The following is a 7,245-nucleotide window of genomic DNA, read 5'->3' as shown; positions in this document are numbered from 1 at the left end:
CATCCAGCAACCGAGTATTGCTGGATGGCGCGTTTTTGGGGCTGCGGATGCCCCTGCGTTGCTGGATGACGCGTTTTTAGGGCTCGGCTGTGCCTCGAGCGTCCGTGACCGCACTACAGCGTGATGCCGCGGCTCCAATCGCCGTCGTCCTTGGCCGCGCGGTTGCGTAGGTTCTGGATGGTGCCCTGCATGCCGTGCGGCGCATAGGTGTCGAAGCTCGACAAATCGTCGGGGATGTAGGCCGAGAGGCTCATCTCTGCGGTTTGCACGGGGTTCGACGGCGGCGGCCCCGGCACCGCGATATAGGCGTTGACCAGCGCACCTTGCGCGCCGAGCCGCTCCTCGTACTCGCTCATCGGGTCGCGTGGCCGCTCGCCTCGCGCATCGCGGCTCTGCCACGTGAGCTCGTAGCCCGCGAGCGGTACCTGCGTCAGCGCGAAGTCGAAGAGCGGCTGCGAGTCCGTCCGAAGCCACACCTCGCCGCCGTCGCAAAGTACGCGTCGGTAGTCCATGAGGCGCTCAAGGTTGACGAGCCGGCCCTTCGAATCCTTCTTGCGGGGGAACGGCGTGGGGAAGTTGAGGTAAATAACGCCCAGCTCATCAGGGTTAAACATCTCGCGGATGCGCATGCCGGTGCCGGGCACGAAGATCACGTTGGGAAGTCCCGACTCAAAGCCGCGCTGCGCCGCGTACGCGATGCAGATTGGCTCGGAATCCATGCCAATGAACAGCACGTCGGGCTCGCGGCGCGCGGCCTCTACGGTAAAGGAGCCCTTGCCGCACCCGAGGTCGAGCCGCACCTCGTGGAACGCCTCGCCGCCCGCCGGCGCGCATGCCTCGGCCCACCGCCCCGGCCACGAGTACGGGTCCGCCTCGATGTAGTCGCGGTACCTCTCGATCCGCTCCTCCAACACAAAATTCTTAGGTAGCCGAGCATGTAAGCCGTGCAACTCTTTCCCCCTGTTTCTTTAATTGCGCCTGCGAGAAAGGCGCGCGCCTTAGCTTCACGCGCAGTTCCGCACGAGCCCGAGGCCACTTAATGTGGCCTCGGTGCGAGCAGGACTGTTTGAGCATGAAGCTAAGGCGCGCGCCCAAACCCGAGCAGGTGTATTTAGTCCTGCTCCTCCTGGATCTTCTGGAACGTGGCCATCAGCGGCGGCACCATCTGCTTCTTGCGCGAGACGACGCCCGGCAGCACGGCCATGCCGTCCTTGACCTCGGCGCCCCAGGCGCGCTTGATGACGTCCTCGGCTCCCTCGCCGAAGTAGAGCAGCTCGGTCGTGGAGGTCTTTACGTCGGTGAACATGTAGAAGACCATGGGGAGTTCCTCCTCGGCCGCGGCCTCGGCGAGGTAGGGCCCGACGAGCTTCTCGGCAGCCTTGCGGGAGTTCTCGGTCATGAAGCTGCCCTGGCCCACGCCGAACTTGACGTTGCCGCGCGAGAACACCTTGAAGTCCTGGTGGAAGACCTCGTCGGCGGTGCGGCCGGTGAGGTCGGCGCCGGCCTCGAACATGGCGTCGGAGTAGGTGGGGATGTCCTCGCCGCAGATCTTGGCGAGGGCCTCGCCGGCGTTGACGTCCATCGAGGTGCAGGTGGGGGAGCGGAAGGCCAGCGTGTCGGACATGATGGCCGACAGCATGAGGCCGGCGATGTCCTTGGGAATCTCGAGGCCGTTCTCCTTGAACATCTGGTAGATGATGGTGCTCGTGCAGCCCACGGGCATGTTGCGGAAGAGGGCAGGCGCCTCGGTCTCGATGGAGCCGATGCGGTGGTGGTCGATGATCTCCATGATCTCGGCCTGCTCGAGGCCCTCGACCGCCTGGCTCTTCTCGTTGTGGTCAACGAGGATGACGTGCTTCTTCTTTGCGGTGAGCAGGCTCGGGGTGCTGACGAGGCCCACGAACTTGCTGTCCTCGTCGATGACGGGGAAGAAGCGGTGGCGCGAGCTGGCGATGGTCTTCTTGGCGTCGTCGACGGCGGTGTTGATGCTGAACTTGATGGTCGACTTCTCGGAGATCATCTTGGCGCGCACGGGGGTGGACATGCAGATCAGGCGCGCGGCGGCGTAGGTGTCGTACGGGGTTGCGATGATGGCGCAGCCGTTGGCCTCAGCCGACTCCTTGACCTGGTTGGACACGGAGGCGCCGCAGCAGACGACGATGCAGCTGGCCTTGGCGCCCACGGCGAACTGCTGGGTTTCGTAGCGGTTGGTGACGAGTACAAGGTCGCCGGCCTTGATGGTGTCCTCCATCATCTCGGGGGTGGTGCCCACGCGCAGGCTGCCGGACTCGATGCGGGCCTCGGGGTCGCCGAGGACCATCTCGCCGTTGAGAGTGCTCACGATGTTGGAGAGCTTGGTCTTGGAGTTGCCGAGAACCTCGATGTCGAAGATGTCGAGGTTGGCGTTGGCGATGTCCTTGGTGGCGATGAGGCCGAGCAGGTTGTCGTCGCCGTCGGTGATGGGCAGCGTGTCAGTCTTGGTCTCGCGCATGACGTTCCAGGCCTCGAAGAGGCTGGTCTCGGCGTCGATGCCGTCCTGCTTCTGGACCTCGGTGTCCTTGATCTGCGGGGTCACGGTGGTGATCAGCGAGGGCTCGGAGAAGCCGAAGTGCTTGAGGGCGAAGGCCGTCTCGCGGTTGACGGAGCCGGCGCGGCGGGCCTCGTAGATGGTGGTGTGCTCTACCTTGTTCTTGAGGTAGGCGTAGGCGATCGCCGAGCAGATGCTGTCGGTGTCGGGGTTGAGGTGGCCAATGACGTTGACCTTGCGGATTGCCTCAGGCATGCGTTCCTCCCTGTGCGCGTGTGGTTGCGTAACCCCTGTATTTTGCCACGTTTTGCCTGCTCAATAAGAAACACACGTCAACCGGCGGTTAAGAGCTGCCGTGCGGCCAGGGCGGGGCGAGCCAGCACCAGGAGCTCATCGTCATGGAGCAACCGCTGGAGATCGCCGCGACCGTTACCATTCCGCACGCCACGCAGCAGTACGTCAACCCTGACTACGGCTCCATGCAGTTCGAGGACACGCAGAAGGGGCTTCTCGCTTTCGGCGACCTGGCGCTTGCCGCCGAGCTCAAGACCTGGGAGATGTTTCAGCCGCCAATCACGGCCGTCAGCTCCGAGTACAAGGTTGAGACCGCCTTCGAATAGGCGGTTCTTCTTGCTACTTGGAAACCCCGAGTTTGATTGCATACTTAGCGCGCTTTGGCCCGCGAGCCTCGCCCGCCTGCGATTTGGGGACAGACACCTTTTTGCACACGCATCGCGCCTGCGATTTGGGGACAGACACCTTTTTGCACACGGGTTCCGCCTGCGATTTGGGGACAGACACCTTTTTGCACACGCATCGCGACCGCAAGCTCGATGCCGAATCTTTGGGCCATTTCGCCGATGCCGAGGTTCGCGTGCAAAAAGGTGTCTGTCCCCAAACCGCAGGCAGTCGGGGCTTTTGCGCCCTAAACGCGGCTGTTGACGGCCAGCTCGACGCACTTGTAGGCGCCGTCGTAGATGCCGATGCGGTTGGCATCCTCGATGCGGTCGCACATGGTCGCGATAAGCCCGCGGTCGGCCTGGAAGGAGTCGAGCATGGCCAGGACCTCGGCGGTGTCGTCGATCTCGTAGGTGCCGTCGCCGACCTCGGCCGCGCGGATGGCGCCCCAGGCCTCGTGGCCGCCCACGCGGTGGATCATGAGCTTGGGCACGGGATAGAAACTGAACTCGGAAGGCTTGGTCACGAGCACGTCGGAGGCGCGCATCAGCAGGTTTGAGCTGTACACGGCGGCGAAGATGTCGTCGTGGCAGAAGGCGTGGACGCCCTCGACGTCCTTGGTGAGCGCCTTCTGAGCAAACGCGCTGGCCTCCGCAAAGTCGTCAAAGTGGAGCTGCGCCGCTATGGACAGGCCGTTCACCTTGCGCGTGAGCTCCTTCCAAACCTTGCGGTGGTCGCCCACGTTTACAAAGAGCACGGCCTCGCCGCGGCGTACGTAGGGGAGGAGCTTCTGGCAGATGGCGCAGAAGAGCTCCGACTGGGCGCCCGCGCCGCCAACGGACAGCAGGTAGCGCACGGGGCCGCCGCCCGTCGCGCGCGCGCGGCGCGCGGCGCAGTCGGCCTCGATGTTGGCCACGAGCTCGTGGTCGATGTAGTGACCCGTGTAGGCGATCGCGTCGTCGGGCATGGGCTTCAGCGCGTGGCCCGGCCACATGCCGCGCAGCTCCTTGTAGCCCAAATAGGCTCCGGGGGTCTGCACGGCGTGGATGGAGCCCTCGGCCAGGTGAAGCGCCATGGGCCAGTTGTCGGGGATGGCGTTGACCACGTGCGTCATGCCGGCGTGGACCGCGGCCTGGCTCGGCCACGCGTGCGTGCCGATGTAGGGGGTGTCCTGCGGGATGTCGCGGAAGAGCGGCACCAGGAGCTCGGCGTTCTTCTGGTCGCCCGCGTTGTAGGAGAGCTTGCGGAAGCCCTCGGAGTTCAGCGGCTCCCACACCACGGCGTTAAAGGGCGGCACGGCCTGCGACATGCGCGAACCCATGGAATAGAGCTTGTTCTGGTACGCGATGACCTTGGAGCCGGTGGACTCCGAGAAGCTCGCGAGGTCCAGCCAGTAGGGGGTGTAGCCCATGGCGCGCGCGGCGCTGGCCATGGCCATACTGATGCGGTAGTGGCCAAAGCCCATGCGGATGTTGCCCACGATGAGGGGCTTGCCGGCCGCGCCCTCGACGGCGCGCGGGGTGGTCACGTCGGCGGGGTGCGCCGCGGCGTCGGCAAGAAGGTCGAGCGCGGGCGCCGCCTCGCCGCCGGCCGCCATGGCGAGGCTCCTCACGCCGAGGGGCCCTCCGATGGCGGGCGTGTCGGTGGCCCTCAGGTGGTAGACGGCGTTGGTGTCGTCGCCGAACTTCTTGAGGAAGCCCTCCTTGCCGCGGCATGCCTTCTCGTAGACCTTCGGGTCCTGCTCGTTGCCAAAGACGCTTGCCGCTCGATCGTGGCCGTCTGCCATGGTTTCCTCCTTGACGTGACCTCTGTTGGGTGATAGGCTGACTATCAATCTGATAGACAGACTATCACCCAACAAGGAGACGTTCAAGTGGCAACTTCGGCCAAGGGCACAAAGCGGGACGGCGCGGCGGCAGCCGAGAAGGCCATCGACCTCGACGCGCTCGCCCCCCGCGACGAGGCCGTCGTCGCCTGCGCGGCCGACGTGTTTCTCGCGCGTCCCATCGCGGAGGTCAAGATGACCGACGTTGCCGAGGCCGCGGGGGTGGGCGTGGCCACGCTCTACCGGCGCTTCTCCACAAAGACCGACCTGGCCGTCCTTTCGGCCACGCTCCTGTGGCGCCGCTTCAACGAGCAGATCCACACTTTGGTGGAGTCCGACGGGTTCCTTGCCCTGGGCGGCCTCGACCGCCTGGAGGCGTTGCTCGCGAGCTACCGGGACGCCTACCTGGCCCACGCCGAGTTCATGCGCTTTCTGGACGAGCTCGACCACCTGCTGCTGGCGGAGGGCGCCGGCGCGGCCCGCCTCGCAGTCTACGGCGCCGAGGTCGACTCGTTCTACCTGATCTTCGACGACGCTTACCTGCTGGGGCGCATGGACGGCTCCATCACGCGCGAGGTCGACTTCCCGGTCTTCTACCACGCGCTCGCGCACGCGCTCACGAGCGTGGCGCAGAAGCTCGCGCGCGGCGCCGTTATCCCCTCGGACGACTTTGCGGCAGCAGGCGCCGCCGCGGAGCTCGATGTTCTGATCAACATGGCCAAGTGCACGTTGTCGAACCACGTCTGAGCTGCGGTTCGTTTGATTTCGTAAGAAGCGCCCGCCGCGCGCGGGACGCACAAGAAGGAGGGTTTCGATGGGTAAGACCAAGGCCGTCCGCTCTGGCATCGAGCGGAACCTGCGCCTCTTCGCCGTGGGCCAGCTGGGCTGGGCCATCCTTTCCGGCATCATCAGCAACTGGCTGGTCTACTACTACATGCCGAGCGAGTCCATGCTCTCGCAGGGCATGAAAATCTTTATTACCCAGGGCGTTGTGTTCGCGGGGCTCACGGTCATCGGCGTGATCACCGCGTGCGGACGCCTGCTCGACGGCTTCATCGACCCCTTCATCGCGTCGAAGTCCGACTCCTGCAAGAGCCCCCTTGGCCGCCGCATCCCGTTCATGCGCTTCGCGGCCGTGCCGTTTGGCCTGATGACGCTTGTCGTGTTCATCTCGCCCGTTGACGGCGAGTCGCCGGTGAACAACATCGCGCTCTTCGTGAGCCTGATGCTCTTCTACATCACGCTGTCGCTCTACTGCACGCCGTTCAACGCCCTGATCCCGGAGCTCGGCCGCAGCCAAGAGGACCGCATCAACCTTTCAACCTACATCTCCGTCACGTACTTCATCGGCACGGCGATGGCCTACCTCGTCACCGCCATCGACGGCCTGCTCGAGCCCGCGCTCGGCGCCGTCTGGTCCTTCCGCGCAACGGTCGGAATCTTGGCGCTCGTCGCCATAATCTGCATGCTCGTGCCCGCCTTCGGCATTGACGAGAAGACCGCCTGCGGCGAGGCCGTGCCCTCCTCCACGCCCATGGGCGAGTCCGTGGTGCGCACCTTCAAGAACCGCGATTTCCAGGTCTTCGAGCTCTCCGACGTCCTGTACTGGGTCTCCATCACCATGTTCCAGACGGGCCTTCCGTACTACATCACCGAGCTTATGGGCTTTGACGACTCCATGACCTTCATCTTCTTTGCCCTGATGACCGTGGTGTCGCTCGTGTTCTACGCGCCGGTCAACGTCATGGCCAAGCGCCTCGGCAAGAAGAAGCTCGTGGTCTTCGCGTTCTTCTTCTTCTGCGTGGCCTTCGCGGTGACGTCCGCCTGCGGCCAGTTCGGCATTCCCGCCATGGTCTGGGGCGTCCTTGTCGCCGTGCTCGCGGCCATCCCGATGGCCGTCCTGGGCATCCTTCCGCAGGCGGTTCTCGCCGACATCGCCGAGGCCGACGCCATCGAGGCCGGAGAGCACCGCGAGGGCATGTTCTACGCGGCCCGTACCTTCTCCATGACGCTCGGCCAGACTCTCGCCATGATCCTGTTTACCTCCATCTCGACTATGGGCCAGACGGGCTACCGCGCCACCGCCCTTGTGGCCACGGCGTTTTGCCTGGTGGCGGCCGTTGTCTTTGCCCGCTACCGCGAGGACCGCGTGCTGGGCACCATCGCCGCCGCGCCCGCGCCCGGCGAGTCCGGCAAGAAGGAAGGCGAGTAAGCG

At 64.9% G+C, this 7,245-nt stretch carries 6 protein-coding genes; 3 read left to right on the top strand and 3 right to left on the bottom strand.

From position 1 onward, the window contains the following. Window positions 1-113: 113 nt before the first annotated feature. Both trmB and U5709_RS05645 read right to left on the bottom strand, forming a co-directional pair. On the bottom strand, window positions 114-914 hold the full coding sequence (gene trmB / locus U5709_RS05650) for a tRNA (guanine(46)-N(7))-methyltransferase TrmB (RefSeq protein ID WP_321972974.1): 801 nt from the start codon (window positions 912-914) through the stop codon (window positions 114-116). A gap of 197 nt (window positions 915-1,111) precedes the next feature. Further along, window positions 1,112-2,782: a putative manganese-dependent inorganic diphosphatase gene (locus U5709_RS05645; protein WP_321971048.1), complete on the bottom strand. Its 1,671-nt coding sequence runs from the start codon at window positions 2,780-2,782 to the stop codon at window positions 1,112-1,114. Between the two features lie 143 nt (window positions 2,783-2,925). Here U5709_RS05645 and U5709_RS05640 point away from each other — a divergent pair, with 143 nt between their 5' ends. Further along, on the top strand, window positions 2,926-3,147 hold the full coding sequence (locus U5709_RS05640) for a hypothetical protein (protein ID WP_321971049.1): 222 nt from the start codon (window positions 2,926-2,928) through the stop codon (window positions 3,145-3,147). A gap of 305 nt (window positions 3,148-3,452) precedes the next feature. Here the strand turns inward: U5709_RS05640 and U5709_RS05635 are convergent, their stop codons facing one another. Next, window positions 3,453-4,991, bottom strand: coding sequence for a DUF6937 domain-containing protein (locus U5709_RS05635; RefSeq protein ID WP_321971050.1), 1,539 nt, complete (start codon window positions 4,989-4,991; stop codon window positions 3,453-3,455). 87 nt (window positions 4,992-5,078) lie between these two features. On the opposite strand from U5709_RS05635, the gene U5709_RS05630 reads away from it, so the two are divergent. Together U5709_RS05630 and U5709_RS05625 are read left to right on the top strand one after the other, a co-directional pair. Further along, window positions 5,079-5,777: a helix-turn-helix domain-containing protein gene (locus U5709_RS05630; protein WP_321971051.1), complete on the top strand. Its 699-nt coding sequence runs from the start codon at window positions 5,079-5,081 to the stop codon at window positions 5,775-5,777. A gap of 67 nt (window positions 5,778-5,844) precedes the next feature. Next, window positions 5,845-7,242 carry an MFS transporter gene (locus U5709_RS05625; protein ID WP_321972973.1) on the top strand — a complete coding sequence of 466 codons (1,398 nt, stop codon included), beginning with the start codon at window positions 5,845-5,847 and terminating at the stop codon, window positions 7,240-7,242. Window positions 7,243-7,245: the final 3 nt, after the last annotated feature.

Origin of the sequence: Paratractidigestivibacter sp. (assembly GCF_963660155.1) — a bacterium.
Classification (GTDB): Bacteria; Actinomycetota; Coriobacteriia; order Coriobacteriales; family Atopobiaceae; genus Paratractidigestivibacter.
Note: the sequence above shows the minus strand (reverse complement) of the source record. Positions and strands in the feature narration are given on the sequence as shown.